At 71.4% G+C, this 25,695-nt stretch carries 23 protein-coding genes and 2 tRNA genes; 15 read left to right on the top strand and 10 right to left on the bottom strand.

What is annotated here, in order from left to right:
* Positions 1-85 precede the first annotated feature (85 nt).
* Both ABS772_RS05460 and ABS772_RS05465 read right to left on the bottom strand, forming a co-directional pair.
* Entirely contained in the window at positions 86-514 is a 429-nt protein-coding gene (locus ABS772_RS05460; protein ID WP_350392841.1) for a DUF1810 domain-containing protein, read from the bottom strand.
* A 74-nt stretch (positions 515-588) separates the two neighbouring features.
* Entirely contained in the window at positions 589-1,485 is an 897-nt protein-coding gene (locus ABS772_RS05465; protein WP_350392843.1) for a histone deacetylase family protein, read from the bottom strand.
* Positions 1,486-1,600: 115 nt separating this feature from the next.
* On the opposite strand from ABS772_RS05465, the gene ABS772_RS05470 reads away from it, so the two are divergent.
* From ABS772_RS05470 to ABS772_RS05495, 6 genes are all read left to right on the top strand, one after another.
* The gene (locus tag ABS772_RS05470; RefSeq protein WP_350392845.1) at positions 1,601-2,779 is read left to right on the top strand and encodes a ceramide glucosyltransferase; all 1,179 of its coding nucleotides are present in this window, start codon (positions 1,601-1,603) and stop codon (positions 2,777-2,779) included.
* Positions 2,780-3,274: 495 nt separating this feature from the next.
* The gene (locus ABS772_RS05475; protein ID WP_350392846.1) at positions 3,275-4,831 is read left to right on the top strand and encodes a chromosome partitioning protein ParA; all 1,557 of its coding nucleotides are present in this window, start codon (positions 3,275-3,277) and stop codon (positions 4,829-4,831) included.
* A 23-nt stretch (positions 4,832-4,854) separates the two neighbouring features.
* Positions 4,855-5,340 (top strand): TolC family protein, encoded by a 486-nt coding sequence (locus ABS772_RS05480; protein ID WP_350392847.1) that lies wholly within the window; start codon positions 4,855-4,857, stop codon positions 5,338-5,340.
* Between the two features lie 59 nt (positions 5,341-5,399).
* Entirely contained in the window at positions 5,400-5,861 is a 462-nt protein-coding gene (locus tag ABS772_RS05485) for a hypothetical protein (protein ID WP_350392849.1), read from the top strand.
* A gap of 174 nt (positions 5,862-6,035) precedes the next feature.
* A complete protein-coding gene (gene eat / locus ABS772_RS05490) occupies positions 6,036-7,412 on the top strand; it encodes an ethanolamine permease (RefSeq protein WP_238255822.1) in 1,377 nt (458 codons plus the stop codon).
* A gap of 10 nt (positions 7,413-7,422) precedes the next feature.
* A complete protein-coding gene (locus ABS772_RS05495; RefSeq protein WP_350392852.1) occupies positions 7,423-8,115 on the top strand; it encodes a glutamine amidotransferase-related protein in 693 nt (230 codons plus the stop codon).
* A gap of 1 nt (position 8,116) precedes the next feature.
* Here the strand turns inward: ABS772_RS05495 and ABS772_RS05500 are convergent, their stop codons facing one another.
* The gene (locus ABS772_RS05500; protein ID WP_350392853.1) at positions 8,117-9,139 is read right to left on the bottom strand and encodes an aldo/keto reductase; all 1,023 of its coding nucleotides are present in this window, start codon (positions 9,137-9,139) and stop codon (positions 8,117-8,119) included.
* A 149-nt stretch (positions 9,140-9,288) separates the two neighbouring features.
* On the opposite strand from ABS772_RS05500, the gene ABS772_RS05505 reads away from it, so the two are divergent.
* Positions 9,289-10,200 (top strand): AraC family transcriptional regulator, encoded by a 912-nt coding sequence (locus ABS772_RS05505; RefSeq protein WP_350392855.1) that lies wholly within the window; start codon positions 9,289-9,291, stop codon positions 10,198-10,200.
* 21 nt (positions 10,201-10,221) lie between these two features.
* On the opposite strand, the gene ABS772_RS05510 is transcribed toward ABS772_RS05505, so the two are convergent.
* Positions 10,222-10,306, bottom strand: a tRNA-Leu gene (locus tag ABS772_RS05510).
* A gap of 278 nt (positions 10,307-10,584) precedes the next feature.
* The gene (locus ABS772_RS05515) at positions 10,585-11,808 is read right to left on the bottom strand and encodes an FAD-dependent monooxygenase (RefSeq protein WP_350392857.1); all 1,224 of its coding nucleotides are present in this window, start codon (positions 11,806-11,808) and stop codon (positions 10,585-10,587) included.
* A 215-nt stretch (positions 11,809-12,023) separates the two neighbouring features.
* On the opposite strand from ABS772_RS05515, the gene ABS772_RS05520 reads away from it, so the two are divergent.
* Both ABS772_RS05520 and ABS772_RS05525 read left to right on the top strand, forming a co-directional pair.
* Positions 12,024-12,605, top strand: coding sequence for a YqaA family protein (locus ABS772_RS05520; protein ID WP_350392859.1), 582 nt, complete (start codon positions 12,024-12,026; stop codon positions 12,603-12,605).
* Positions 12,602-13,114, top strand: a complete 513-nt coding sequence (locus tag ABS772_RS05525; protein WP_238254994.1) for a disulfide bond formation protein B — start codon at positions 12,602-12,604, stop codon at positions 13,112-13,114. The genes ABS772_RS05520 and ABS772_RS05525 overlap by 4 nt, the downstream gene beginning before the upstream one ends.
* Here ABS772_RS05525 and ABS772_RS05530 read toward each other — a convergent pair.
* Complete coding sequence (locus ABS772_RS05530) at positions 13,078-13,695, bottom strand: ParB-like protein (RefSeq protein ID WP_350392860.1); 618 nt, start codon at positions 13,693-13,695, stop codon at positions 13,078-13,080. The two genes, ABS772_RS05525 and ABS772_RS05530, sit on opposite strands and share 37 nt — an antisense overlap.
* A gap of 363 nt (positions 13,696-14,058) precedes the next feature.
* On the opposite strand from ABS772_RS05530, the gene ABS772_RS05535 reads away from it, so the two are divergent.
* Entirely contained in the window at positions 14,059-15,249 is a 1,191-nt protein-coding gene (locus ABS772_RS05535) for an acyltransferase family protein (RefSeq protein ID WP_350392862.1), read from the top strand.
* A gap of 448 nt (positions 15,250-15,697) precedes the next feature.
* Here the strand turns inward: ABS772_RS05535 and ABS772_RS05540 are convergent, their stop codons facing one another.
* Entirely contained in the window at positions 15,698-16,120 is a 423-nt protein-coding gene (locus ABS772_RS05540; protein WP_350392864.1) for an EVE domain-containing protein, read from the bottom strand.
* A 107-nt stretch (positions 16,121-16,227) separates the two neighbouring features.
* A complete protein-coding gene (locus ABS772_RS05545; protein ID WP_350392866.1) occupies positions 16,228-17,253 on the bottom strand; it encodes an NAD(P)H-dependent glycerol-3-phosphate dehydrogenase in 1,026 nt (341 codons plus the stop codon).
* 543 nt (positions 17,254-17,796) lie between these two features.
* Here ABS772_RS05545 and ABS772_RS05550 point away from each other — a divergent pair.
* Positions 17,797-19,272 carry a methyl-accepting chemotaxis protein gene (locus tag ABS772_RS05550; protein ID WP_350392867.1) on the top strand — a complete coding sequence of 492 codons (1,476 nt, stop codon included), beginning with the start codon at positions 17,797-17,799 and terminating at the stop codon, positions 19,270-19,272.
* Between the two features lie 18 nt (positions 19,273-19,290).
* Here ABS772_RS05550 and tsaD read toward each other — a convergent pair whose 3' ends face one another.
* Positions 19,291-20,334 carry a tRNA (adenosine(37)-N6)-threonylcarbamoyltransferase complex transferase subunit TsaD gene (gene tsaD / locus ABS772_RS05555; protein ID WP_350392915.1) on the bottom strand — a complete coding sequence of 348 codons (1,044 nt, stop codon included), beginning with the start codon at positions 20,332-20,334 and terminating at the stop codon, positions 19,291-19,293.
* A 190-nt stretch (positions 20,335-20,524) separates the two neighbouring features.
* Between tsaD and ABS772_RS05560 the strand changes: the two genes are divergently transcribed.
* Positions 20,525-21,238: a uroporphyrinogen-III synthase gene (locus ABS772_RS05560; protein WP_350392869.1), complete on the top strand. Its 714-nt coding sequence runs from the start codon at positions 20,525-20,527 to the stop codon at positions 21,236-21,238.
* A gap of 227 nt (positions 21,239-21,465) precedes the next feature.
* Here the strand turns inward: ABS772_RS05560 and ABS772_RS05565 are convergent, their stop codons facing one another.
* A complete protein-coding gene (locus ABS772_RS05565; protein ID WP_350392871.1) occupies positions 21,466-21,927 on the bottom strand; it encodes a hypothetical protein in 462 nt (153 codons plus the stop codon).
* Between ABS772_RS05565 and ABS772_RS05570 the strand changes: the two genes are divergently transcribed.
* The 3 genes from ABS772_RS05570 (at position 21,902) to ABS772_RS05580 (ending at position 25,590) form a co-directional block, all read left to right on the top strand.
* Entirely contained in the window at positions 21,902-23,704 is a 1,803-nt protein-coding gene (locus ABS772_RS05570) for a hypothetical protein (protein WP_350392872.1), read from the top strand. The genes ABS772_RS05565 and ABS772_RS05570 overlap by 26 nt on opposite strands.
* A gap of 117 nt (positions 23,705-23,821) precedes the next feature.
* Positions 23,822-25,348 carry a heme biosynthesis protein HemY gene (locus ABS772_RS05575; protein WP_350392873.1) on the top strand — a complete coding sequence of 509 codons (1,527 nt, stop codon included), beginning with the start codon at positions 23,822-23,824 and terminating at the stop codon, positions 25,346-25,348.
* A gap of 152 nt (positions 25,349-25,500) precedes the next feature.
* Positions 25,501-25,590 (top strand) — tRNA-Ser (locus tag ABS772_RS05580).
* Positions 25,591-25,695: the final 105 nt, after the last annotated feature.

Consider the following 25,695-nt stretch of genomic DNA (forward strand, 5'->3'; position numbering starts at 1 on the left):
CGCGCGCGGGATAAATCGAGTTAGAACTCAATCTCCGCTTCCCGGCCCCGTCGAAAGCCGAGGCCGATCCGGAGACCGCGCCTCTTTATCGCCGCGACAGCTTCTCCAGGGTCAGCGGGTCGGGTTCGCCGTCGAAGAACGTCGCGAGCGCGCGGGTGAAGTCGGCCGCCTCCGGATCGGCCTGCGCGAACAGCGTCATGGAGGAGCGGAACTTCACGTCGTCGGGCGCGCCGAACAGGGCATGGGCCGAGCGGTCCTCCCAGGCGTTCGCCGCCCGCGTGCAGGTTCGCAGCCTGTCGCCGAGCAGCGGGTGGGCGAGATAGGCTTGCGCCTCGGCCAGCGAGCCGATCGCGTAGCGACGGGCCATCGCGCTCGAACCGAGCCCGGCGATCTGGGGGAAGATGAACCACATCCAGTGGCTCCGCTTGCGCCCGCCCCGCAGTTCCGCGAGAGCGCCCTCGTAGACGCCGTCCTGTGCCTCCACGAAGCGGTTCAGGTCGAAGGCGTCGTCCATGGTCGGCCCCATCCTCGGTACGCGGGCGATCGCCTCGCGAGGCAGGACAAACCGGCGGCGACGGGCGGCGTTCCTCAGGCGTGGGCCGCCAGCGCCTCGAAGACGAGGGCGTGGCGCGCGGCCAGCGCGTCGACGTCGCTGCCGTAGCCGCCGCCGACCACCGCGCAGAGCGGGACGTTCCGGGCCCGCGCGAGGCCGACCACGTAGCGGTCGCGGGCGCGCAGGCCGTCGTCGCTGAGGCAGAGGCGGCCGAGCCGGTCGTCGCGATGGGGATCGACGCCGGCATTGTAGAAGATCAGGTCCGGCGCGAAGTTCTGGACGAGGCCGGGCAGGCGCGCCTCCAGCACGGCGAGGTAGTCCGCGTCGCCCAGCCCGTCGGGCAGGCCGATATCGAGGTCGCCCGGCACCTTGTCGTGCGGATAGTTGCGCTCGCAGTGGATCGAGAGCGTGAACAGGTCCGGCTCGCGGGAGAGGCAGTCGGCGGTGCCGTCGCCCTGGTGCACGTCGAGGTCGATGACGAGCGCCCGGGTGATCGCCCCCTCGCACCTCAGGGCGAGGGCGGCCACCGCGACATCGTTGAACACGCAGAATCCCGCCCCGCCGGCGCGCCGCGCGTGGTGGCTGCCGCCGGCCGTGCTGCCGGCGAGCCCATGGTCGAGGGCGAGACGCGCGGCGCGCAGGGTCCCCCCGGCCGAGGCGCGGGCGCGGGCGGCGACGCCCTCCGTCACGGGCAGGCCGATCGCCCGCTCGGTCGCCCGCGGCACCTGCTGGGCCAGCACCGCCCCGACGTAGTCCGGATCGTGCGCGCCCGACAGCAGGTCCGCGTCGGCGGGCTCCGGTGTGACGAAGCCGTTCGGCGCGAGACCGCGGGCGCGCAGGATCTCGGCGAGGCGGCCGTATTTGCGCATCGGAAAGCGGTGGCCCTCCAGCAACGCGGCCTCGTAGGCCGGATGGAACACGATGGGGATCACGGGATCGGCTCGGGACGCGGCTCGGAGTGTCACACGCCTGATAAGACGGCGCTGCTAGGGGCGTGATGGGGCGCGCCGTCGCGCCCGATGACACGATCGACGGGAGACGCCGCGCATGATCGCCCTGCCGGAGAGCGGCGCGTCCGCCGCCCTCGCGCTCTGCGCGGTTCTCGTCGCCGTCAATCTCGCGAGCCTTGCGGTGGCGGCCCTGCGCATCGGGCGCAAGGACACGGGCAAGGACACGGGCAAGCCGTCCGCCTTCCCCGCGGGCGCCCCCGTCTCGGTGGTGCGGCCCCTGCGCGGCCTGGAGGCGTTCAGCGAGGAGACCCTGCTGGCGAGCTTCCGGCTCGACCATCCCGCCTACGAGCTGATCTTCTGCGTGGCTGATGCGGGCGATCCGATCCTGCCGCTGCTGGAGCGGATGCGGTCGGCGCACCCGCAGATCCCCTCGCGGCTGATCCTCGGCGACGAGCACATCGGCGGCAATCCGAAGCTCAACAACTGCGTGCGCGGGTGGGACGCCGCCCGCCACGACTGGGTGATCCTCGCCGATTCCAACGTTCTGATGCCGCCCGACTACATCCAGCAGATGCAGGCGGCGTGGCGGACCGACAGCGGCCTCGTCTGCTCGACGCCGATCGGGTCGCGCCCGGCGAACTTCTTCGCCGAGGTGGAGTGCGCCTTCCTCAACACCCTGCAGGCCCGCTGGCAATATGCCGGCGAGGCGCTCGGCCTCGGCTTCGCGCAGGGCAAGAGCATGCTCTGGAACAAGCCGTTCCTCGACGCGCAGGGCGGCATCCGCGCCCTGAACGCCGAGATCGCCGAGGACGCCGCCGCGACCAAGCTCGTGCGCGCGGCGGGCAAGCGGGTCCACCTCGTCGCCGCGCCGTTCCGGCAGCCGCTGGGGCACCGCGACCTGGCGGAGGTCTGGTCGCGGCAGGTGCGCTGGGCGCGGCTGCGGCGGGTCACCTTCCCGCTCTTCTTCGCCCCCGAGATCGGCATCGGCGCCCTTTTGCCGCTGGTGCTGACGGGCCTCGTCGCGGGCACCGCCGAGGCCGCGCTCTGGCTCGTCGGGGCCGGGGCGCTCTGGTACGGCGCGGAGATGGCGCTCGCCGTCCGCGCCGGCTGGCACCGCTCGCCGCGGATGCTCGCCGCCTTCCTCGTCCGCGACGCCCTGCTGCCGGCGATCTGGGCTTGTGCCTGGGCCCGGACCGCCATCGTCTGGCGCGGCAATGCCATGGACATCCGCACCCGCGACGCCGCCCCGCTGGAGACGGGACCGAGCGCCGCCTGACCACGACGGCGCTCATCCTGTCGAGACCGGCCGGGCGTCACTCCTGACGTAAGCTGGTCTCCGCGCGGCCGAAGGGACGCGGTCGAACGGCCGGAGGCGGGCATCGCTCCAGCGCGATCATGCCGGGCGGCATCCGCGCGCGACGCGAGCCCCCATGGCGGAGCACGGTCAGCCGCTGCAACCGCGACATCGACCGCTCCCATGGTACCGCTTCGACAGAAATACCGTTTATTTGTAATACAAATTCGCCGTCCGAAGCGTTAATTGATCAATTTCTGAGCGCACTTATCGCACAGCATTATTTCAAACCCAACATAAGCTATCAAATAATCGCAATTCCGGCCGAGAAAGTCGAACCTCCAGCCCAATCCTCGGCGGAAAGAAGCCTGTTGCCAACGAAATCAACGACTCGCGTTGGGCGGCGGATCTGTTAAAAATGCTTTAAGCACCGCGAAATCGCTGTGTCGCCAGGGAGATCACACAGCGATGGCTTGGATGCCGTTCCGAAACGTGCTGCCGACGTCATCGGCCCAGCGCGACCGGGATGCGGAGCAGCGGCCGGCGCATCCGGAGCCGCTCCCCTCGCCGCGCCTGCCGAAGGCCGCCGTACCCGACCTGATGGAGGGCGCGCGGCGCCCTCGTCCCGCGCCGGAGCCGGCTGCGTCCACGCTCGATGCCATCGGTCAGCGGGACGAGGTCGTCCGGCAGCGCATCGATGCGATGGTCGACCGTCTGGAGGACCTTCGCAGCCTCCAGGACGATTTCACGCTGATCCTGCAGCCGCTGGCGAGCATCAGCAGCGAGCTGTCCAAAGCCAGCGTGCGCATCGCCGAGCTTGAGAGCACGCTGTCCCAGGAAGTCAGCGCCAATGGCGGCCTGCGCGACGAGGTCGTGGGCCTGTCCGCGAAGCTGTCGCGGATGAACAACGAGCTCGCGGATTCTCAGGCGCAGGCGAAGCGGACGCTGGAAAACCTGCGCGAACGCGATGCCGCGGTCGAGGCCTATCAGATCGATCTGCGCGACAAGCTGTCGGTCATCGAGAATCTGGAGCGCCAGCTCTTCTCCGAGGTCGAGCAGAACAAGGCCCTGGCGAGCGAGAGCCGGGCGCTGCGGCAGGAAGCGCAAGCCGCCGACAGCGCCCTGGCGCGGTCCGAGCACGAGCTGAACACGATCCGCGAGAAGAACAGCCTGCTGGAGGCAGACGGGCGCAGGCTCCAGCTTCTCAGCGAAGAGCAGGCGACGCAGCTCGCCGATCTCGATGCCCGCCATCGCGACCTGACGGCCACGGCCGAGGCGGACCGGCAGCGCCTGCGCCTGATCGAGACGCAGCTCGCCACGGAGATCTCCGTGCGGGAGCGGAACGAAGTCCAGCACGAGACGGAATTGGCCGCCCTGCGGAACGATCGCGCCAGCCTCGCGATGAAACTCGAGGCCGCCTCGAACCGCGCGGCCTCGACGGAGCAGTTGCTGGTGCAGGCGCGCAATCAGTTGCGGGACAAGGACGAGGAGTTCCGCTCCGTCGATCGCACCTTCAAGGAAGCGACGATCGCGCGCAGCACGCTGGAACGGCGTCTCGAAGCCCTGCAGGCCGATCTCGCCCGCCAGGCCGACCGGTTCCTGGAGATCCAGCGCGTCCGCGGCGAACTCGACAGCCGTTGCGACATGCTCAACAAGGCGCTGGCCGCCAAGGATGCCGCGATCGAGCAGACGATGAACCGCAACGCGGTCCTGAACGATCGTATCGAGCACCTGACCCATCGGCACGAGGCCGCCCGAGCCGATCTCGAGGCCTCCAATCGGCGGCTGATGGAAGAGTTGCAGAACGAGCGTTCGGAGCGGGCCCTGCTGCAGGGCGCCCTCGATATCGCCCGCGAGAGCCGGGCGACGCTTCAGAAGCAGCACGATGCCTTGAAACGCTCGGGGCGCCCCTGGCGCGAGCAGATGAACGACGAGGCCGAGGACGAGACCGCGCAGGCCTCGGCCGAGGAGGTCAGCAACGTCCGTCCGTTCACCTCCACGGGCAAGTCGGCCTCATCCGACGCCTCTCGTTGAAGAACAGCTGGAAGGATCGTTGAATGTCTGAGCAAGCTGCGAAGGACGCCCCTTCCTCCGGCAACTCGATTCTCATGCGGGCTTGGCAGGCCAATGTGACGCGACCGGGAGACAAGGTCATCACTTTCTCGCCGGCAGGCTCCGAGGGCGGATCGTCGTCCGAGGGAGGCGCGTCGCCGCCGCAGCGCGACTGGGTCTCGGCGATCGACCTCGTGCAGGAGGCGGCCGAGGCCATCCGGATCAGCGAAGAGCGCGCCGGCGAACTCGAGAACCAGTTGCGGAACGTCATCGCCCAAGCCGAGGACGAGGTGCGGCAGCTCCAGAAGACGATCGCATCGAACCAGGTTCTACTGGCCCAGGCGGAAGACCGCGCCCGCCGCGCCGAGGCGCGGGCGAAGGAGGCGGAAAGCTGGCTGGTGCGGATCCACGATGCCGTGTTCTCGGCCTTCGGCGCCAAGGCCAAGCCCGGCACCGCGGAGAGCGCGGACACCGGACAGGACACGCCCTGAGACGAGACAGCGCTTTCATGCATGTCGCGTGTTCCTGTCCGATGAGCAACGAGCCTCGTGTGCCGGTTCAACCGCCCGAACGGACCCTGTTCGATATCGAAGTCGGGCTGTGCGACGCGCTGGGTCTGGTGAAGCAGGCCGCGGACACGATCGATGATCTGCAGCGCTGGAAGGCGACGATCGAGCCGCAGGCGTTGAGCCTGATCCGGAGCGTCCAGCAGGAGCGCGACCGGTGGCAGCTGGAGCGAACGGCCCTGGCCGATGAGATCCGCGAATGCCGGCTGACGATCAGCGCGACGAAGACGGCCCTGCGGACGGCTCTCTCCGAGAAGGAGATCCTGCTGCGGCGCTATCACGACGCGAGAGCGGCGGCAGCCTCTTCCGAAGCGCGCGCCTGCGCGGCCGAGAATCTGCTCGCCTTCATCTATCAGACCTTCCAGGTCGAACTCGGCGGGACGTCCGGCGACGGCCCGATCCTCCGCCTTCCTCATTCAGCCGCCGGACGGGTCTCGCCCGAATAGCCGCCCCGCGCCGGGCAACGGCGTTCGGCCTCGCGGGTGCGTGAGGCGGCGTGCCCGACGCCACGGAAACGGCAACGCTCTTGCTTGGCCATTCTCCCATAGCCCTGCCTCACGCCTCGCCGGCGGATGCCTCACCGGAGGCCGCCCCATGGGCAGGGAATGCGGAGATGCCCGATGCCGAAGCCTTCGACCGCGCTCGATAAGAGCCTCAACGCCTTCCATCTCTGGGGCATCGCCGTCGGGCTCGTGATCTCCGGCGAGTATTTCGGCTGGAGCTACGGCTGGGCGCAGGCCGGCACCCTCGGCTTTCTCATCACGACCGTGTGCGTGGCCGCGATGTACGTGGCCTTCATCTTCAGCTTCACCGAACTCACCACCGCGATCCCTCAGGCCGGCGGCCCCTTCGCCTATTCCCTGCGCGCCTTCGGCCCCACCGGCGCGGCGGTGGCGGGCTACGCGACGCTGATCGAGTTCGTGTTCGCCCCGCCCGCGATCTCGCTCGCCATCGGCGCCTACCTCAACGTCCAGTTTCCCGGCCTCGACCCGAAGCACGCGGCGCTCGGCGCCTACCTGCTGTTCATGGGGCTCAACATCGTCGGCGTGCGCATCGCCGCCACCTTCGAGCTGGTCGTCACCGTGATCGCGGTCGGCGAACTCCTGGTCTTCATGGGCGTCGTCGCCCCGGCCTTCAGCCTCGCGAACTTCACCGCCGGGGGCTGGGCGGGCCAGGACGCGTTCGGTCCGGCCGCCATCGGCGGGATCTTCGCGGCGATCCCCTTCGCGATCTGGTTCTTCCTCGCCATCGAGGGCGTCGCCATGGCCGCGGAGGAGGCGAAGGACCCCAAGCGCACCATTCCCGTCGCCTACATCACCGGCGTGCTGACGCTCACCGTGCTCGCCTTCGGCGTGATGCTGTTCGCCGGCGCCGCCGGGGACTGGAAGAGCCTGTCCGATCTCAACGATCCCCTGCCCCAGGCGATGAAGCGGGTGGTGGGCGAGTCGAGCGGCTGGCTGCACATGCTGGTCTGGCTCGGCCTGTTCGGGCTCGTCGCCTCGTTCCACGGCATCATCATGGGCTATGCCCGCCAGATCTTCGCGCTGGCCCGCGCCGGCTTCCTGCCGGCGGTGTTCGCGCGGGTGCATCCGCGCTTCCAGACACCGCACGTGGCGACGCTGGCGGGCGGGATCGTCGGCATCGCCGCGATCTACAGCGACAACCTGATCAGCGTCGCCGGCCAGTCGCTCACCGCCAGCATCGTGACCATGGCGGTCTTCGGCGCCCTCACCATGTACATCATGAGCATGGCCGCCCTGTTCCGGCTCCGCCGCAGCGAGCCGGATCTCGCCCGGCCCTACCGGGCGCCGCTCTATCCCTCCGCGCCGGCCTTCGCGCTGGCCATGGCCGTCATCTGCCTCGTGGCGCTCGTGGTCTACAACCCGCTGATCTTCGCGATCTTCGCCGCGGTGATGGGCGCGGCCGTGCTGCTGGTGCGGCTCGTGGCCAAGCCGGCGGCTCCGGCGTCGATTTCCACCTTCGACCCGGCGATCTAGATCACCCCCCATGCAGATCGCCATCCTCGAAACCGGCCATCCGCCCGAGCGGCTCGGCGGGCGCTTTCCCTCCTACGGCGCGATGGTCGAGGCGCTGATCGGGGACGGTCACCGCTTCGAACGCTTCGACGTGACGGCGGGCCGCTGGCCTGAGGCGCCGGAGGCGTTCGACGCCTTCGTCGTCACCGGCTCGCCCGCCTCGGTCTACGATCCGATCCCCTGGGTCGAGGACCTGCTGGTCTTCCTGCGGCGCCTCGACCACTCGAAGAAACTCGTCGGCCTCTGCTTCGGGCATCAAGCCCTGGCGCAGGCCTTCGGCGGGCGGGTGGAGCGCTCCGAGCGCGGCTGGGGCCTCGGGCTCCACGCCTACGCGGTGGTGGAGCGCGCCCCCTTCATGGACGACGCGGAGAGGATCGCCGTCCCCGTCAGCCATCAGGATCAGGTCGTGGCGCTGCCGCCCGGCGCGCGGGTGCTCGCGGGCAGCGCCTTCACGCCCTACGCCGTCCTGGCCTGGGGCGACCGTCCCGCCCTCTCTTTCCAGTGCCACCCGGAATTCGCGCCGGACTACGCCCGCGCGCTCACCGACGGCCACCGGGCCGGCATGACCGACCCGGCCCTGGTGCCGGCGGCTCTGGCCTCGCTGGAGGCACCCCACGACAGCGCCCGCGTCGGCGGCTGGATCCGGCGCTTCCTGCGAGAATAGGTCAGGCGCGGTAGGCGCCCTGCCGCTCCAGCATCCAGCCGGGATATTCCGGAGGCAGCCGGGTCGCCGCGTCGAGCCGTGCGAGTTCGTCCGCGTCGAGCCGCACCCCCGTCGCGCCGATATTGTCCTGAAGCTGCCCGACGCGCTTGGCGCCGACGATGACGCTGGTGACCACCTCCCGGTGCAGGAGCCAAGCCAGCGCCACCTGCGCCACGCTGCATCCCTTCGCCTCCGCGATCCCCCGCAGGGCATCGAGCGTGCCGGCCCCGCGTGTCCGGTCGACCGGCGGGAAATCGAAGGTGGTGCGCCGCCCGTCCGCGGCCGCGCCCTCGTTCCTCTCGTCGTACTTGCCCGAGAGATAGCCGCCGGCGAGCGGGCTCCACACCATCAGCCCGACCCCCTCGGCGGCCAGCATCGGCGCGATCTCGCGCTCGAGGTCGCGTCCGACCAGGGTGTAGTAGGCCTGCAGCGAGACGATGGGGCTGAGCCGCCGCATCTCGGCGACGCCGACCGCCTTCATCACCTGCCACGCCGCCCAGTTCGACAGGCCGAGGTAGCGGACATGGCCGTGGCGCACGAGAGTGTCGAGCGCTTCCAGGGTCTCGGTGACCGGGGTCGCCGGATCGAAGCCGTGGATCTGGTAGAGGTCGATATGGTCGAGGCCGAGCCGGGCGAGGCTCGCTTTGCACTGGCTGAGGATGTGCCCGCGCGAGGCGCCGCGGGCGTTCGGCCCCTCGCCCATCGGCCCCAGCACCTTGGTGGCGATCACCACGTCGTCGCGGGGGATGCCGAGATTCTTGAGCGACTGGCCGAGGATGCGCTCGCTCATCCCGCCCGCGTAGACGTTGGCGGTGTCGATGAAGTTGATGCCGGCGTCGAGCGCGGTCTTCACGAGGGTGTCGGCCTCGTCCTGGCCGAGCCGGCCGATCTGGCCCCACAGCCCTTCGCTTCCGCCGAACGTCATGGTGCCGAGGCAGAGTTCGGACACGAACAGGCCGCTCCGGCCGAGGGGGCGCATACGCATGGAGAGGGTCTCCGTCTGGAAGGGATGCCCCGTGTTACGGCCTCCGGGGCCTTCCGCGCGCGGCCGATCCTCTCAAGCTCTTGCCCGATCCTCTCAAAGCCGGCTTGCGCGGATGCGCTGGCGCGGCGCGCGCGCTAAGATCCCGACCGATGACGACGGACCTCTCCGGCCTCGCGGCGCTGATCGAACGGCAATGGCATCGCTTCGGCCGGGAAACGCCCTTCGACGGGCTGCTCCTCAACCGCGCCGAGATGCCGAGCGGCCTGATCCGCTCGGTCTACCGCCCCTCCTTCTGCGTGGTAGTGCAGGGGGCCAAGGCGACGCTGCTCGGGGGGACGGCCTTCCGCTACGCCGCGGGGCAAGCCCTGCTCGCCTCCCTCGATCTCGCCGTGACCGCCCGGATCACCGAGGCGAGCGCGGCGCGCCCCTATCTCGCGCTCAGCCTCGCGATCGATCTCGATGCCCTGGCCGACCTGCTGAGCGACCAGGCGGAGACCCTCACCGAGGCGACGGCGCCCGTCCCGGCCTTCGCGCCGCTGCGCACCGTCGCCCTCGATCCGGACCTGTGCGATCCTCTCGCCCGCCTCCTGACCCTGCTCGATCACCCCCGCGACCTGCCGGTGCTGGCGCCGCTGATCGGACGGGAAATCGTCTGGCGCCTGCTCGGCGGCCCGCTCGGCCCGGCCCTGCGGCAGGTCGGCCTGCCCGAGAGTCACGCCGCGCGGATCGGCCGGGCCACGGCCTGGATCCGCGCGCACTACGCCGAAGCCCTGCGCGTCGCCGATCTGGCGGCGCTGGCGCGCATGAGCCCCGCGAGCTTCCACCGCCATTTCAAGGCCGTGACGACGATGACGCCGGTCCAGTTCCAGAAGCAGGTCCGGCTCCACGAGGCGCGGCGCCTGCTGCTCGCCGCCGGCGACGTGGCGGGCGTGGGCTACGCCATCGGGTACGAGAGCCCGTCGCAGTTCAGCCGCGACTATCGCCGCCTGTTCGGCGCACCGCCGGGACGGGACGGCGCCGCGATCCGCGCGCGTCTCACCGCCGAGCCGAGCCTGCCGTAACCGGTTTCGATGTCGGATGGCTGGTGCGGGTAGAGGGAATCGAACCCCCACGCCTTTCGGCTGGCGATTTTGAGTCGCCCGCGTCTACCAGTTCCGCCATACCCGCGACGCTCCCGCCTCTTGGCACAAGCCGCGGCGACGGGCCAGAGCGAATTTTTTTACCGGGCGAACGGGCTTCAGACGGTTCCGGTTGATCACTTTGGGCGTCGCCCCCTCTCCTCCCGCTTGTGGGGAGGAGGCAGGAGGTGGGGGTGGTTCAGGATGAGGCGGTGTGGTGCCTTCTGCACCACCCCCCCCCCGAGCCCCTCCCCACAAGCGGGAGGGGACAGGCCTTAATCTTGCCGAGGTGATCAACCGGAAGCCGTAGCTGCCCGACCGACCGCATCAGTCGGACAGGTATTCGGGCCGGCGGCCGGTCTCCATGGCCCGGTAGGGCGACAGGTCGGGCTCCACCGGCGGCCGGGCGAAGGCTTTGGCGGCGAGGTTGCGCAGGCCCGGATGGCTCGCCGCGCGCAGGCCCACGTGCAGGAGACGGATGCCGAGCCGGCTGTGCGGGTTCATCATCCGCGGTGCGATCTTCGGCACGCCTTGCGCCTTGTCCACCATCGGGCGCATGGCCCGCTCGTAGGCGGCGAAGGCGCCGGCGACATCGCTCTCGCGGGACATCTCGCCCGCCAGGACATAGGCCCCGGTGATCGCCAGCGTCGTGCCGATGCCGGCCAGCGGGGTGGCGCACCACGCGGCATCGCCCGTCAGGACGACGCGTCCCTTCGACCAGGCCGCCATCCGCACCTGACGCAGGACGTCGAAGTAGAAGTCGTCCGTCGCATCGAGCGCGGCGAGCACGCGCGGCGCCTCCCAGCCCGCATCCGCGAACCGCGCGCGCAGGAAGGCCCGCTGCCGGTCGGGCTCCCAATCCTGCTCGCCGCCCGGGGGCTGCTGGATCATCAGCATCGCCCGCGTGGTGCCGTGCCGGTCGGGACGAAGGGAGACGCCCCGGCCCTCCGTAGCGTTGTACCAGCGCCACATCCGGTCGTCGTCGGCGGTACGGGGGACCGTGAGATAGGCGATGGTCAGGTCCATCCAGCGCGGTCTGTTCTCGCCGGGGAAGACGCGCTCGCGGGTCGAGGACCCGACTCCTTCGGCGACGATCACCGCGTCGTAGCGCTCGGTCCGTCCGCTGGCGAAGGCGACGGTTGCGCCCTCCGCGTCCTGCTCGACGCGCGCCACGCTGTCGCCGAAGCGGAAGGCGGCGTGCCCGCGGGCGGCCTCCCAGAGGAGACCGGCGAGATCGCCGCGCAGGATCTCCATCTCGGCGGTGGGCCCGTCGCCGTCGATCTCCGTCCTGGCGAAGCGGGCGACGACCCGGCCGCGGCCGTCGACCCAGGTGGTGCCTTCCTCGCCGGTGCCGCGCTCCAGGGCCGCCCGCTCCAGCCCCATCCGCCGCAGCACCTCGCGCCCGACGCCGCGCACATCGACGTTCTGGCCGCCGTCGCGGAATTCGGGCGCCCGCTCGACGACGGTGACGTCGAAGCCCGCGCGGCCGAGCCAGAACGCGGCGGTGTTGCCGGCCACGCTGGCCCCTGTGATCAAGACGCGGCGCGGCATCGGCACAAACCCGTTTCCGATCGATCCGCGGCGCACCCGGCCCCGGCACCGGGGATATGTGCGCATGCGGGCGAAAGCCCAGCGGAATCCTGCGCCATGCGCCGTCACGACGCCGCGACGGGGCGGCCACGTCGTTCCGCCCTTGCCTGGGGCCCTCGCCTCGCGCCCGCATCTGTGCTGAAAGGGCACCGCTTCCCGGACCGCAACGAGGCCCCATGATCCGCCGGCTCTACGAGTGGATACTCGCGCTCGCCGCCAAGCCCTCGGCGCCCTGGGCGCTCGGGGCGGTGGCCTTCGCGGAGAGTTCGTTCTTCCCCGTTCCGCCGGACGCGATGCTGGTGCCGATGGCGGTGAGCCGGCCGGACCGGGTCTGGCTCTACGCCACCATCGCCACCGTCGCCTCGGTGCTCGGCGGGCTGGTCGGCTACGCGATCGGCGCGCTGCTGTTCGATTCGGTCGGGCAGTGGCTGTTCAACCTCTACGGCCTCGCCGACAAGGCACAGACCTTCCAGGCCTCCTACGCCACCTACGGGCACTGGGTGATCCTGCTGAAGGGTCTCACCCCGATCCCCTACAAGCTCGTCACCATCACCTCGGGCTTCGCCCACTACTCGCTGTTCTGGTTCACGGTTCTCTCGGTCGTCACCCGGGGCGCGCGCTTCTTCCTGCTCGCCTGGCTGCTCGGGCGCTACGGCATCGGCATCCGCGCGGTGCTCGACCGGCACCTCAACGTGGTGGCGGGGCTGTTCGCCGCCGTGGTGATCCTGGGCTTCGTCGCCTTCAAGGTGATGCTGTGAGCCGCATCCCCCTCCGCGCGGCCGCCGTCGCCGTGGCGCTCGGCGCTGCGCTGACCGTCGGCGGTGCCCTCGTGTTCGAGCACGGCCTCGGCTACGTGCCGTGCAAGCTCTGCCTGACGGAGCGAGTGCCCTATTACCTCGCCGCGCCGCTGGCGCTGGTCGCCGCCCTGCTTCCGCCGCGGCCCGCCCGCTTCCTCCTCGGCCTCGTGGCCGTGGTGCTGATCTACGGGGCCGGTCTCGGCGTGTATCACGCGGGGGCGGAGTGGGGCTTCTGGCCCGGCCCCAACGATTGCGGCGGCGGCTCCGGCCCCGGACCGGCGGACGTGGCGGACTTCCTGAAGAACCTGGAGACCGTGCGGCCCGTCGATTGCACGGCCGCCGCGTGGCGCTTCCTCGGCCTGTCGCTCGCCGGCTGGAACGCCGTGATCGCGGCCGGCCTCGGTCTCCTCGCCGCGGCGGCCGCGCTCGTCGCTCAGCCGTCGAGGGGCCCGCACCAGCCGGGCAGGTAGCCCGCATCCGGCGCTTTCGCGAGGCGCAGGGCGTCCTCCATCGCCGCGGTGAAGTCGCGCTCGACCGCCTTCCGCTTCAGGTTGCGCCGGAGGTAGTCGGCCCACAGGAACTCGCTGAAGGGCGTCGTGTCCTTGGCGAAGCCGCCGGCCCGGCGCAGCTCGCCCGCGAGGCTGCGGAACGGGTCGTCGGCGAGATCGGCGATCGCCTTGGGGATGTCGTCGAAGCCGACCCGGACGCCGGCGGCGTCGTAGGGGTGGACCCAGGCCTTGTGGTCGGCCACCGTCCAGAAGGCGTCCTTGTCGAGCTTGTGCAGGTCGGCGACGATGGTCACCACCACGTCTTTCTCCCCCTCTTCCTGCAGCGCGCGGGCGAGGTGGTGATGGTCGATCACGTAGTGCTTCTTCTTGGGCCCGAGCAGCACCGGGATCATGTGCGAGCCGAGGAACTCCGCCTTCTTCTTCGGGTCGTGGTCCCGCCAGCGCCGGCGCTTCTCGGCCACCTCGCGGTAGCCCACCGTGATCTGCGTCGGGCGCAGCTCCGCGATCGGCACGGAGATGAGCAGGGGTTCACGGGGCGCCATCGATGTCTCCAATCCTGTTCCAGTCTCGGCCGTGAAGCGCCGCGCCGCCGGATCGTCCGGCAAGCCCGATCCGGGCACCGCGGAGACCGGCTTGCGGGAGGGCGCGGGTGGCGGCTCGGGGATCGCCGGATTTGCGGGGAGCGGACCCTCGCGGTCCGCGCTCGAACGAGCGGTTTCGCATCACGGTTGCGCGAGACTTAGGGTCGCATTTTCAGTGTCAAGACACGGAAGCACCCGGAAAAAGGGAGGACATCGGTATTTTAATCCCGTTGTCTTCGAGGGGATCTTGCCGGAAGACAAGTTAGGCGCAAGTCGCATGGCCGGATCATGGCCCGGCGGCGTTTCGGCGATGGGAAGATTGGCATGGCATCCGTCTCGACCGGAAGTGAGCCGTCGGCGGCGCCCCGCGCGCAGGGGCCGCGTCCCCTGATCGGTCTCGACCTGCTCCGCTTCGGCGCGGCCTGCCTCGTCATGCTCTACCACCTCGCCTGCACCGCCTGGATGGTCCCGTCAAGCGAGGCGGCCGTTCTCGTCGGGTCGCCGATCCCGTTTCCGACCCTGCTGCCCGTCAGCGCGCAGGGCTGGGTCGGCGTGCAGATGTTCTTCGTGATCTCGGGCTACGTCATCGCCTATTCCGCCTCGAACGCGAGCGCGTCGCGCTTTCTCACCGGGCGCATCCTGCGCCTGATGCCGGGCGTCTGGTTCTGCGCCACCGTCTCCTTCGGCCTCGCGCTGCTCTTCTTCCCGGACTCCGTGTGGATCCTGCTCGAGCGCTATGTCCGCACGCTGATCCTGTTCCCGGTCCCGCGCTGGATCGACGGCGTCTACTGGACGCTCGGCATCGAGATCGTGTTCTACGCCCTGGTCTACCTCCTGCTGTGCCTGAACCGGTTCGAACGGCTGGAGCCGGTGATCATGGCGGTCGGCGTGATCAGTGCGCTCGCGTGGCTGCTGGCGGCGGCGCCGGTCTTCCCGGACCTCGACCGGATCATCAGCACACGCATCGCCAAGCTCGTCCTCGTCACCCATGGCTGCCACTTCGCCCTCGGCGTGCTGCTGTGGAGCGCGGCGCGGCAGGGTTTGACGGTCACCCGCATGGCCGCCCTCGCCGTATGCCTGACGGGGGCCTTCCTGCAGATCCGCTACGATGCCGGCTTCGTCGGCGCCTCGCTCGGCCTCGACCGGAGCCCGGCGATGCCGTGGCTCCTCTACGCTGGCTTCATGGGCCTGTTCTGCCTGTCGATTCGCGTCAACGCCGCGCTGACCGACATCGCCCCCGGACTCGGGCGGCGGTTCCGCGATCTCGGTCTCGCGACCTACCCGCTCTACCTGCTGCACACCTTCGTCGGCGCGCTGACGATGCGGTTCCTGTCCGCTCACGGCCTGCCGCCGGCCGCGGACCTTGCGGGCGGCGTCCTCGTGGCTGTCGCCGCGTCCCTGGTGGTGTCGCGGCGGGTCGAGCCGCCCCTGCGGGCCCGGCTCGGACTCGCCGTCGAGACGGTAGGCACCAAGTTGCGCAGCCGCGGACTGGTATTGGGCGCCCTCACTCGCTGAGAGACAGGCGGCTCCGCACGAACCGGGGCTTTGAGTCTCTGGCTGACCGCATCTTCTGATACGGTTTCCGGTTGATTGCGTCGGTGCCGCTTCCCGTCATCACGAGGCGAAGCCGAAGTGATCCAGGGCGCGACATCTCCGGAGAGGTCGCGCCCTGGATTGCCACGGCTTCGCCTCGCAATGACGTAGGAAAGACCGAAGCGATCAAACGGATGAGGTCTGATACGGTTTCCAGTTGATTCCATCGGTGCCACTTCCCGTCATTCCGGGGCGCCGAAGGCGAACCCGGAATCCACGACTGGCCTGGACGCCATATTCCAGCCGCGCGTCACGGGTGGATCCCGGGTTCCGCTGCGCGGCCCCGGGATGACGGGGGTTGGGGCCGAACCGAGCTGATCAACCGGAAACCGTATGAGACGAACTGCTACCCACTTCGTCGGAAAGCGCTTTAGCGATCGCCGAGACCGCCCATGGCGCAGACCGTGGCCCATTCGGACTCCGTCACCGGCTGGACCGAGAGGCGCGAGTTGGTGACGAGGGCCATATCCTTGAGCGCGGCCTCCGCCTTGATCGCGTCGAGGGTCACGGGGCGCGGCATCGGCGCCACCGCCCGCACATCGACCATGCCGAAGCGTCCGCTCTCGTCGGTATGGTCGGGATAATAGGGCCTGATGACCTCGACGACGCCGACGACGGCCTTGCCCTCGTTGGAATGGTAGAAGAAGCCGCGCTCGCCGACCTGCATCGCCTGCATCTGCTTCTTGGCGAGGTGGTTGCGCACGCCGTTCCAGAAGGTGCCGGCCTCCCCCGCCTCGACCTGCTGGTCCCACGACCAGGTCGAGGGCTCGGACTTGAACAGCCAGTAGGCCATGGCGCGGGACGGCTCCGTCGAGAAAAGCGCTCCCGCTTATCGAAAATCCGGCCGCGCATGAAGGGCGCGCGCCGCCTCGCCCCCAGGCCGCGCGGCGGAAGGGCCGCTCAGGCCGTCTCCGCCTTGAGCGGCCGCGACAGCAGGCGTGCCATCGCCGCATCAACCGTCAGCGCGCCGGCCACCACCGCGGCGACCGCCTCGGCCACGGGCATCTCGATGTCCCGCGTCCGGGCGAGGCCGACCAGCGCCTGCGCGGTGAAGGCGCCCTCCACGAGCTTGCCGCCCGCGGCCTCCTCGGGCGTCGCACCTTTCCCCAGGCGCTCGCCGAAGGCGAAGTTGCGCGATTGCGGCGAGGAGGCGGTGAGCACGAGGTCGCCCAGGCCCGACAGGCCCATCAACGTCTCCGCCCGTCCGCCATAGGCGCGGGCAAAGCGCATCAGTTCGGCGAAGGCGCGGGCGATCAGCGCGGCGCGGGCACTCTCGCCGAGACCGCGACCCGCGACGATGCCGGCCGCGATCGCGAGCACGTTCTTGCCCGCTCCCCCCACCTCGACGCCGCGCACGTCGTCGGTGTGGTAGAGCCGGAAGGCCGGTCCCGAGAGCAGGCCGGCGAGCCGCGCCGCGCTGGCGCCGTCCTCCGCCGCCAGCGTCACGGCCGTGGGCAGGCCGCGGGCGACGTCGGAGGCGAAGCTCGGTCCCGACAGCACCGCGACCGTCGCACCGGCCGGCAGCACCTCGGCCGCCACGGCGCTCATGAAGGCGTCGCTGCCCCGCTCGATCCCCTTGGCGCAGAGCACCACCGCGGCGCCGGCCGCCAGCGAGGGCGCGAGCCCGGCCAGCACGCCGCGCAGGGTCTGGGCCGGCACGACGAGCAGCACCGTGCCGGCCTGCTCCAGGGCGGCGGCCTCGGCGGTGGCCCGCACGCCCGGATGCAGGGCGACGCCGGGCAGGTAGCGCTCGTTGGCGCGCACCTGCTCCATCCGCGCGGCGGCCGCCGCATCGCGCATCCAGAGCGTCACCGGACGGCCCGCCGCGGCGGCGGCGTTGGCCAGCGCCGTGCCCCAGGATCCACCGCCGACGACGGCGACGACGTCTTCCCGCCGCTGCGTGCCTGACGTCATGTCTGCCTCCATCGGGAACCCGGTGCGACCCGCCCGGTCACGGTCACGGTGCCGGACCTGCGCCGGATCGTCCGGTAGGCGATAACGCCCTGCCGCCGGAAGTGCGAGCGTCGATCCGCGATCTCGGCAGGCCCGCCGGTCTCGAGAGCATCACGGTCCATCGTCGGCCCGGCGGGCGACGTTCCTCGGTTCCACGTTGGACCGGCGGAGACCGGAATCACAGTTTTTTGATGCCGATCGGAGCGGGAAGATTTTCGGCAGCCAGATCCGGGAAAATGTAGCAATTGATCTATGTAAAGGGAATGCACTCAATGTTCGTGGCCGAGCTTTGCTGGATCACTGCCTTATCGTCCCCTCGGCGATGCTTTCACTGCGTTTTCGCAATAGCCAAGCACCGACGTGAATCAATTTGTCGCTTTGCCTCCGTGTTTTTTCAGTCACCGTAACAGCGTTACTACATAGACCTTCGAAAAAATCGGCGGAATTCACATTTGATTAACGATCTTAATCGAAAACAGGTCCCGTTGAACGACCTGATTCCAGGACCCTCCCGCCATGGCGCTCTTCCATTCCGAGCAGGCTTCCGTCCTCGCCGCCGTCGATCGCGCGATGGGACGCATCGAGTTCGCGATGGACGGCACCGTCACCGATGCGAATGCCAACTTCCTCGACCTCGTGGGCTACACCCTCGATGAGGTGCGCGGTCGCCCGCACGCGACGTTCGTGCCGCCGGAACAGCGCGAAAGCCCGGAATACAAGGCGTTCTGGGACGCCCTGCGCCGCGGCGAGTTTCAGGCCAGCGAGTTCCGCCGCATCGCCAAGGACGGCCGGCCGATCTGGATCCAGGCCTCCTACAACCCGATCCTCGACCGGGGCGGACGGCCCTACAAGGTGGTGAAGTTCGCCAGCGACATCACGGCCCAGACCCAGCGCAACGCCGGCTACGCGGGGCAGATCGCCGCGATCAACCGGTCCCAGGCGGTGATCCAGTTTGACCTCGACGGCACGATCACGGACGCCAACGAGAACTTCCTCACGACGATGGGGTACCGGCTCGACGAGATCCGGGGCCGGCATCACAGCCTGTTCGTCGATCCCGAGGAGGCCAAGAGCGGCGCCTATGCCACCTTCTGGAAGTCGCTCGCGAACGGGACCTTTCAAGCCGGCGAGTTCCAGCGGTTCGCCAAGGGTGGCCGGTTGGTCTGGATCTACGGCAGCTACAATCCGATCCTCGACAGCGAGGGCCGCCCCTGCGCGGTGGTGAAGTTCGCCAGCGACGTGACCCAGGCCGTGACGGATCGCCGTCGGCGCGCCGACGGCCAGCGCTCCATCGAGGCCGACCTCGGCTCCATCACCGGCGCGATGTCGAATGTCAGCCGCCAGGCCAGCGAGACGGCGGCGGCGGTGGCCGTCACCTCCGACAACGTCCAGTCGGTCGCCGCGGGCGCCGAGGAATTCGCGGCCTCGATCTCGGAGCTGAGCCGCCACGCCTCGCAGGCCAAGATCGCCGCCGACGCGGCCGTGACCCGCGCCGAGGAGGCGGGCGGCATCGTCAGCGGCCTGACCGCCACCGCCGAGCGCATCGGCGAGGTGGTCTCGGTCATCCGCTCGATCGCCGACCAGACCAACCTGCTCGCCCTCAACGCCACCATCGAGGCGGCCCGCGCCGGAGCGGCCGGCCGCGGCTTCGCGGTGGTCGCCACCGAGGTGAAGGCGCTGGCGAGCCAATCCTCGCGCGCCACCGAGGATATCGGCCAGCAGATCGCCGCCGTGCAGGATTCCTCGGCACGGGCCGTCGAGGCGATCCGCGCCATCGTCTCGACCATCACGGATCTCAGCGAGATCTCGATGAGCGTCTCCTCCGCCGTCACCGAGCAGGCCGCGGTCACGCAGGAGATCGCGACCAACATGCAGACCGCCGCGCGCAGCGTCGACGCCGTCCGCCGCAACGCCGACGGCATCGCCCACGCGGCGAACGAGGTCGATCTCTCGGTGCAGAAGGTGACCGCCTCCGCCCGCGCGATCGCCTGATCGCGGGGGCGCCCGCTCTCAGGCGGCCGGCGCGGCCTCCGCGAAGGGCCAGCGGGCGCGGGCCGGCACGGTGAGGTCGTCGACGAGCCCGAGGCGCAGGCGCTCCAGCCCCGCCCAGGCGATCATCGCGCCGTTGTCGCCGCAGAGCGGCAGCGGCGGGGCGACGAAGCTCAGGCCCACCTCCCCCGCCTGCGCGGCGAGCGCCCGGCGGATCGCCCCGTTGGCCGCCACGCCGCCGGCGGCGACGAGCGCCGTCGGATGCCCGGCCACGCCGGCGAAGGCGCGCAGGGCCACGCGCACGCGGTCCACCACCACGTCCACCACCGCCGCCTGGAAGCTCGCGCAGAGATCCGCCACGTCCTGCGAGGCGAGCGGTTCGAGCCGCTCGGCCTCGATGCGCAGGGCGGTCTTGAGGCCCGACAGCGAAAAATCCGCCTGCCGCCGCCCCAGCATCGGCCGGGGCAGCGCGAAGCGCTCCGGGTCGCCCCCTTGCGCCTGCCGCTCCACCTCGGGACCGCCGGGATAGCCGAGCCCCAGGAGCTTGGCGACCTTGTCGAAGGCCTCGCCGATCGCGTCGTCGATGGTGGTGCCGAGCCGGACGTAGTCGCCGACACCCTTCACCGCGACGAGCTGCGTGTGCCCGCCGGAGGCGAGCAGCAGCAAGTAGGGGAAGGCGAGCCCGTCGGTGAGCCGCGGCGTCAGCGCGTGCGCCTCGAGGTGGTTGACGGCGAGGAGCGGCTTGCGCGCGACGAGGGCGAGGGTCTTGGCCGTCACGAGGCCGATCAGCACGCCGCCGATCAGGCCGGGCCCCGCGGCGACCGCGATCCCGTCGATCTCGGGCAAGGGGGTGCCCGCCCGCTGCAGCGCGCGGGCGATCAGCCGGTCGAGCACCTCGACATGGGCGCGGGCGGCGATCTCGGGCACGACCCCGCCATAGGCCGCGTGCTCGGCGATCTGGCTCAGCACCTCGTTGGCGAGGATCCGTCCGCGCTCGTCCTCACCGAGGGTCACGACGGCGGCGGCGGTCTCGTCACAGGTGGTCTCGATGCCGAGGATCTTCATGGGTGTCACGCTGAGGTCCACGCACCGTTGCGTGCCGGGGGCCGGCCCGCCTACTCCCTATCTCGCGAAAGCTCGGTCGAACGGCTCGCGGCGACACGTCTACGACGAAACCGCCGACGGATACAGGTGAGACGCGGGTTCGGCGCAGCCTGTGGACGGCGCGACGGACGCGCGATGGAAGGATGAGGGCATGCGGATCTGGGTGTCGCGGCCCGAGCCCGGCGCGGGACGCACGGCGCGGCGTCTGTCGGAGCTCGGCCACGCGCCGCTCGTGGCGCCGGTGCTACGGATCGGGCCGGGCGACGGGCCGCCGCCCTCCGGCCGGTTTGACGGCCTGATCCTCACGAGCGCCAACGCCGCCGCGCCCCTGGCCGGGGCGGGCCTTCCCGCCGCACCGGTCTTCGCCGTCGGCCGCCGCACCGCCGAGCGCGCCGAGCGCGCGGGCCTGCGATCCGTGCACTGCGCCGACGGCGATGCCGCCGCCCTGGCCCGGCTCGTCGCGGCGCATGTGGGATCCGGCGGCAGCCTCCTTCACGCCGCGGGCGAGGACCGCAAGTCCGAGCCCGCGGCGAGCCTCGCGGCCGCGGGCTACCGCGTCACGACCTGGACCGCCTACGCGGCCCTGGCCGAGGCGGCCCTGCCCGAGGCGGCGGCGCGGGCGCTGGCCGGACGGGACGGCGACGCGCCGCTCGCGGCGGCCCTGCATTTCTCCCGACGCAGCGCCGAAACAGCCGGACGATTGTGCCGCGAGGCCGACTTGGGCGGAGCGTTTCGGGCGTTGGTGCATTACTGCCTTTCCCCGGACGTGGCCGCGGGACTGGTCGAGCTCGGCGTTGCGGCCCATTTTGTGGCGGCGCGCCCGAGCGAGGAGGCTCTCCTTGCCGGTCTCGCGGCTTCGGACTGAACGCCCTCGTCGCGCCCTGCGGGCCGATGGGGACGGGAGAGCGAGCCGAAGTGTCGGAGAAGGAACCCGGAAGCGGTTCCGATGGATGACGGCGCGGTTTCGCTCTTCTATGGGAGCAGACTGCGCCGGTGCGGCGGCTGAATGGAGCGAACGCCCGTGACTTCACCCAAGGACGGCCCCAGGGACGGCGCCAAATCTGCCGAAGCGACCAAGGACGCGACCAGGGATCAGGCTTCGTCCCGACCCGCCGATTCCAAGGTGACGGGCAAGCCGGCCGAGCCGTCCGCGACCGCCGCTTCCGCGAGCGCCTTTTCCGCGAAGCCCGACCCGACCAAGGCGGGACCGATCGCCTCCGAACCGGCCAAGCCCGGGCCGACCGGCAGCAGCGCGCTGTCCGGCAGCGGGCCGACCGGGTCGTCCAACCGTCCGCAGGACGCGAAGACGGACGCGCCGGCCAAGCCGGGGCCGACGGGCAGCAGCGCCGTACCTTCCGCGTCTCCGCCTTCCGCTTCGCCCTCCGCCAGCGCGGCCACCGCCACCGGACCGGTGTCGGGCAAACCCACCGAGCCGGGAAAGCCGTCGACCGGGGCCGCGTCGCCGGCCGCCGCCGGCCCCGCGGCGGGGAGCGCGCCGCTGAAGCCGGGTCCGACCGGGAGCAGCGCCGTGCCGCCGGGCGCGGCCGGGGCCAAGCCCGCCGACGCGAAACCGGAGGCGCCCTTCAAGGCCGGCGCCACCGGCAGCAGCGCTCTGAAGCCGGAAACGCCGGCTTCCGGAAGCGCCAAGCCGGATGCGGGCCAAGATGCCAAGCTGGACGCCAAGCAGGATCCGAAGCAGGATCCCAAGCAGCAGGAAGCCAAGCCGGGCGCGGCACCGGGCGCCACCCGGGTGACGGAGACGGCCTCGCTGACCGAGGGTCCGATCCTCGACCTGAAGGCCAAGCGCCTCTCCGACCCGGCGGACGCCGCCAAACCCGGCGCCAAGGCCGAATCCGGCAAGGAGGAGCCGGGCGCCTCCGCCGCGCCCAAGACCCCGTCCGGCGCGGCGCCCGCGCAGCCGGCGCCGGCCCGCGGCGGCCCGGGCTTCGGTTCGGTCGCCGCCTCCGGACTGCTCGGCGGCCTGATCGGGGCCGGCCTGCTCTACGGGGTCACGACCTATCAGCGCGGCGCCGATCCGCGGCTGGCCACCCTCGACAAGTCGGTCGCCGGCCTCGCCACCAAGGATGCGGTGGCCGGGCTCGACAAGCGCCTCGCCGCCAACGAGCAGGCGCTCAAGCCCTTGCCCGACGCGGTCGCCCGGGCGGAGGCCGCCGCGAAGGCCGCGACGGCGCGTGCCGACGAGGCGCTGCAGAAGGCGGGCGCCGCCCCCGCTCCCGCCGCCGACGGCTCGGCCCCGGCGCCGTCCGTGCCCGCCGACCTCACGGCGCGGCTCGATGCCCTCGACCAGCGCGTCTCGGCGCTGCAGGAGGAGCCCGGCCGCGACGGCACCGCGGAGGTGAAGACCGCGCCGACCATCGACCCGGCGGCGCTCGCGGCCCTGGACGACCGGATCAAGGCGCTCGAAGCGAACGGCACCAAGAGCGCGTCGTCCGATCTGTCGGACAAGATCGCCGCGCTGCAGAGCGAGGTCGCGTCCCGCACCAAGGCCGACGAGGCGGCCGAGGCCGCGCTCGGCCAGCGGGTGGACGCGGTGCAGAAGGCGCTGGACGGCCGCATCGCCGCCGCGACCCAGGCCGCCCAGGAGGCGACACAGGCCGGCAAGCAGGCCGCCGACGCCGCCCAGACCCGCGCCGACGAGGCCGTGAAGGGCCTGGAGCGCAAGCTTCAGGACAAGCTGCAGGAACAGTCGGACCGGATCGCCAGCCTCGACAAGGCGGTCGATCAGAGCGCCAAACAGACCACGGTGCAGTCGGCCCTGCGCATCGTCGCCGCCGACCGGATCGCCTCGGCGCTGGAGGCGGGCCAGCCCTACCCGGATGCGCTCGCCAGCCTGCGCAATCTCGAACCGGCGGATTCCAAGCGCCTCGACGCGCTCGGCCCCTTCGCCGACAAGGGCGCGCCGACGGCGGCGAGCCTCGCGGCGGAGTTCCGCCGGATCGCGGAGAAGATCGCCGAGGCCAAGCGCGCGGCCCAGGCGAAAGCGGTGGCCGAGACCGGCAACGTCGGCGACCGGCTGATGAGCATGGCGAGTTCCCTCGTCCAGGTGAAGCGCGTCGAAGGACCCGCGTCGGGCGGCGCGCCGTCCGCCCCGGGATCGGCCGCGGGCGGCGACGCCTCGACCGCGCAGGTCCAGGCGGCCCTCGACCGCGGCGACCTCGCCGGGGCGGCCAAGGCCTACGCCGCCCTGCCCGAGGAGGCGCGGGCCCAGGGCGGCGATTTCGGCGCCCGGCTCGCGGCGCGGGCCGAGGCGGGCCGCGCCGCGCAAGGGCTGCTGGCCGATGCCTTCACCGGCCTGCCGCCCGTGCGCTGACGGCGGGAGCCTCGACCGATGACGACGAACGAGCCGCGCCCCGCGCGGCGTTCCCCCCTTCCACTCTGCCCGGGCCGCGTGCGCCCGCTCCCCGTGCTTCCAAGGAGGCCCTGACCCATGTGGCGCGCCCTCGTCTTCCTGGCCCTCCTGGCCGTCGCCGCCTACGGCGCGGTGTGGATCGCCGACCATCCGGGCACCGTGACCGTCGTCTGGAACGGCTACGAGATCGGCATGAGCCTCGCCATCGCGCTCACCGGCGTGCTGGTGGCGGCGATCGTCATCGGCCTCATCTGGGCGATCGTGACCGGCGTGATCGGCCTGCCCGCCAGCATCAGCCGCTCGACCCGCGAGCGGCGGCGCAACAAGGGTCTCGCCTCGCTTTCGCGCGGCATGATCGCCGTCGGCTCCGGTGACCCGCTCGCCGCCCGCCGCCACGCGGGCGACGCCGAGCGGCTGCTCGGCAGCCAGCCGCTGACGCTCCTCCTGAAGGCCCAGGCCGCCCAGATCTCCGGCGACCGGGACGCGGCCGAGCGCGCCTTCCAGCGCATGGCGGACGACCCCGAGACCCGCGTGCTCGGCCTGCGCGGCCTGTTCGTCGAGGCCCGCCGCCGCGAGGACGAGGGCGCCGCCCGCGCCTACGCCGCCGAGGCCGCCCGGCTCGCGCCGAGCGTCACCTGGGCGAACGAGGCGGTTCTGGAGGCGCAATGCGCCGACGGCGAATGGTCCGCCGCCACCGAGACCGTGGAGCGCCGCGCGGCTCTCGGTCTGATGGACAAGCATGCCGCCCGCCGGCAGCAGGCCGTGCTGCTCACGGCGGCCGCCCAGCGCCACGAGGCCGGCGAGCCCGAGACCGCGGCCGAGCAGGCGCTCAAGGCCGTCAAGCTCGCCCCGGACCTCGTGCCGGCCGCCGTCATCGCCGGCCGGCTGCTCGCCCGGCGCAACGACCTGCGCAAGGCCGCCAAGATCGTCGAGGCGGCGTGGAAGGCGACCCCGCATCCGGAACTCGCCAAGGTCTACCTCAACCTGCGCACGGGCGATTCCGCCCGCGACCGGCTGGCCCGCGCCGAGAACCTGGCCAAGCTCTCGTCCTGGGATCCGGAATCGCGCCTCGTGATCGCCCAGGCGGCGACCGAGGCCAAGGATTTCGCCCGCGCCCGCGAGGCCCTGGCGCCCCTGACCGACGATCGGCCGACGGCGCGCGTCTGCCGGATGATGGCGCGGATCGAGGCCGCCGAGCATGGTGCCGAGAGCGGCCGTTCCCGCGAGTGGCTCGCCCGCGCCGCCCGCGCCCCGCGCGATCCGGCCTGGGTCGCCGACGGCGTCATCTCCGAGCGCTGGGCCCCGGTCTCGCCGGTCACCGGCCGCCTCGACGCTTTCGTGTGGAAGACCCCGCCCGAGATCCTGGCCGGCCCCGAGGACGACGACGCGCCTGCTCCCGCCGAGCCCGCGGCTCCGGCCGAGATCCCGTCGGCGTCGGTACCGGCACCGGTCACGACCGACAGTCCGGCCCCCTCGACGCCCGGCTTCCTCCAGACCGGTGCCGGCGCGCCGTCGGCGCCGCCGGCGCCCGCGCCGATCAACGCCCCCGCCGGCCCGTCGCCGGCCCCGCAAGCCGCCGCGGACCGCCCTCGCCGCATCGCGTGATGCCCTGCGCCGCCCGGTTCAGAAACCGGGCGGCGCACATTCTGTGGCCTTCACCGCCTTGCCAGATGTCGGCGCCCCGGCTACAGACCCGCCACCTGCCGCACGAGACCACCGCCCGCGCCCCGCGCCCGCGTCGGTCCCCGGCCGGTTCCGGAGGGGTGGCCGAGTGGTTGAAGGCGCACGCCTGGAAAGTGTGTATACCGGAAACGGTATCGCGGGTTCGAATCCCGCTCCCTCCGCCAGATTTTTGATCTGCAAGGCCATGCGTGGTGTCCTGGGTTGTCGAACCCGTTGATGCAACACCATATTCTCCAGTGACGTGGTCGCGCGGTGGTCCGTCAGGACCG

It is taken from the genome of Methylorubrum podarium (genome assembly GCF_040270385.1).
GTDB lineage: Bacteria > Pseudomonadota > Alphaproteobacteria > Rhizobiales > Beijerinckiaceae > Methylobacterium > Methylobacterium podarium.

Excerpts from the sequence above, each read along its gene's own strand:
- ABS772_RS05540 (WP_350392864.1), bottom strand. The coding sequence starts at position 16,120 with ATGGCCTACTGGCTGTTCAAGTCCGAGCCCTCGACCTGGTCGTGGGAC.
- ABS772_RS05520 (WP_350392859.1), top strand. The coding sequence starts at position 12,024 with ATGATCCGCCGGCTCTACGAGTGGATACTCGCGCTCGCCGCCAAGCCC.
- ABS772_RS05505 (WP_350392855.1), top strand. The coding sequence starts at position 9,289 with ATGACGACGGACCTCTCCGGCCTCGCGGCGCTGATCGAACGGCAATGG.
- tsaD (WP_350392915.1), bottom strand. The coding sequence starts at position 20,334 with ATGAAGATCCTCGGCATCGAGACCACCTGTGACGAGACCGCCGCCGCC.
- ABS772_RS05550 (WP_350392867.1), top strand. The coding sequence starts at position 17,797 with ATGGCGCTCTTCCATTCCGAGCAGGCTTCCGTCCTCGCCGCCGTCGAT.
- ABS772_RS05475 (WP_350392846.1), top strand. The coding sequence starts at position 3,275 with ATGCCGTTCCGAAACGTGCTGCCGACGTCATCGGCCCAGCGCGACCGG.
- eat (WP_238255822.1), top strand. The coding sequence starts at position 6,036 with ATGCCGAAGCCTTCGACCGCGCTCGATAAGAGCCTCAACGCCTTCCAT.
- ABS772_RS05545 (WP_350392866.1), bottom strand. The coding sequence starts at position 17,253 with ATGGAGGCAGACATGACGTCAGGCACGCAGCGGCGGGAAGACGTCGTC.
- ABS772_RS05470 (WP_350392845.1), top strand. The coding sequence starts at position 1,601 with ATGATCGCCCTGCCGGAGAGCGGCGCGTCCGCCGCCCTCGCGCTCTGC.
- ABS772_RS05480 (WP_350392847.1), top strand. The coding sequence starts at position 4,855 with ATGTCTGAGCAAGCTGCGAAGGACGCCCCTTCCTCCGGCAACTCGATT.
- ABS772_RS05560 (WP_350392869.1), top strand. The coding sequence starts at position 20,525 with ATGCGGATCTGGGTGTCGCGGCCCGAGCCCGGCGCGGGACGCACGGCG.
- ABS772_RS05575 (WP_350392873.1), top strand. The coding sequence starts at position 23,822 with ATGTGGCGCGCCCTCGTCTTCCTGGCCCTCCTGGCCGTCGCCGCCTAC.
- ABS772_RS05515 (WP_350392857.1), bottom strand. The coding sequence starts at position 11,808 with ATGCCGCGCCGCGTCTTGATCACAGGGGCCAGCGTGGCCGGCAACACC.
- ABS772_RS05495 (WP_350392852.1), top strand. The coding sequence starts at position 7,423 with ATGCAGATCGCCATCCTCGAAACCGGCCATCCGCCCGAGCGGCTCGGC.
- ABS772_RS05500 (WP_350392853.1), bottom strand. The coding sequence starts at position 9,139 with ATGCGTATGCGCCCCCTCGGCCGGAGCGGCCTGTTCGTGTCCGAACTC.
- ABS772_RS05530 (WP_350392860.1), bottom strand. The coding sequence starts at position 13,695 with ATGGCGCCCCGTGAACCCCTGCTCATCTCCGTGCCGATCGCGGAGCTG.
- ABS772_RS05460 (WP_350392841.1), bottom strand. The coding sequence starts at position 514 with ATGGACGACGCCTTCGACCTGAACCGCTTCGTGGAGGCACAGGACGGC.
- ABS772_RS05535 (WP_350392862.1), top strand. The coding sequence starts at position 14,059 with ATGGCATCCGTCTCGACCGGAAGTGAGCCGTCGGCGGCGCCCCGCGCG.